Source organism: Burkholderia sp. MSMB1826 (assembly GCF_001526325.1).
Classification (GTDB): Bacteria; Pseudomonadota; Gammaproteobacteria; order Burkholderiales; family Burkholderiaceae; genus Burkholderia.
The window spans coordinates 1-1233 of record NZ_LOYN01000052.1 but is presented as its reverse complement, the minus strand read 5'-3'; the positions used below and the strand labels follow the sequence as shown (position 1 = coordinate 1233).

General features: G+C 59.8%; 1 protein-coding gene. It reads right to left on the bottom strand.

Going from position 1 to position 1233, the window contains the following annotated elements:
* Positions 1-47: 47 nt before the first annotated feature.
* Positions 48-1168 (bottom strand): IS3 family transposase gene (locus tag WS95_RS29070; RefSeq protein WP_156444605.1). Its coding sequence is split into 2 segments (ribosomal slippage): positions 48-910 and positions 910-1168, totalling 1122 coding nucleotides; the frame shifts between segments, so codons are not numbered across the junction.
* Positions 1169-1233: the final 65 nt, after the last annotated feature.

Genomic DNA, 1233 nt, shown 5'->3' with positions numbered 1-1233 from the left:
TGACCTGCCCCCTTCAATAGGGCCGATGGGCTTCTAGCAAAGTCCCTTTAAACCAGCTCCTGGAAAGCGGCGGGAGCATCCGCTGTTGCTCGGTGTTTCGCAGCAAACTCTGCTGGCGACAGGTAGTTCAGCGCGCTATGCGGCCGGTCCTCGTTGTAGTCCTGACGCCACGTCGCTATGAGCGCCCGAGCATGCGCGAGACTTGTGAACCAGTGCTCGTTGAGGCATTCATCGCGGAACTTGCCGTTGAACGACTCGATATACGCGTTCTGCGTCGGCTTGCCTGGCTGAATCAATTTCAGCGTCACGCCATTGGCATAGGCCCATTGGTCGAGCGCACGGCTTGTAAATTCCGGTCCCTGATCCGTTCGCACAGCCTTGGGATAGCCCCGGAAACGCGCTGCCCGGTCCAGCACTCGAGCCACATACAAGCCCGAAATGCCATGATCGACGACGATATCGATCGACTCCTTCGTGAAGTCATCGACGATGGTCAGGCACTTCAAGCGGCGGCCATTGGAGAGCCCATCCATGACGAAATCGATTGACCAGACCTGGTTCGGCGCGCTCGGCAAACTCAGCTGCTCGCGCTCGATCGTCACCCCGTGGCGCCGGCGCCGGCGTCGCACCGCCAGTCCCGCCTCACGATAGAGTCGATGCACCCGCTTATGGTTCGCGTGAATGCCTTCGCGCTCCACCAGCACATGCAGTCGGCGGTAGCCGAACCGACGGCGTTCATGGGCCAGTTCGACCAAGCGCGCCTTCAACGCTTCATTCTCGGCATCTGGCTTCGCGTCGTAATGCAGCACACTGCGAGAAAGCCCGACAAGCCGGCAGGCGCGGCGTTCGGAGATATTGACCTTCTCCCGAATCGCCACCACTGCTTCGCGTTTGGCTTGGGGGCTCAGGGCTTTCCCTTCACGACCACCTTGAGGGCTTCCATGTCGAGCATCGCTTCAGCCAGCAGTTTCTTGAGTCGCGCGTTCTCGCTCTCCAGGTCCTTGAGCCGACGGGCTTCCGATACCTCCATGCCGCCGAACTTCGCACGCCAGGTGTAGAACGACGCGTCACTGAACCCGTGCTTCCTGCACAGCTCCTTGACCGGCAGGCCGGCTTCGGCTTCCTTCAGAAAGCCGATGATTTGCTCTTCCGTAAAGCGCTTCTTCATGTTCGTCTTCTCCGAAAACGAACTTTACTAGGTTCCGGTTGGCCCTGTTTACTGGGGGCAGGTCA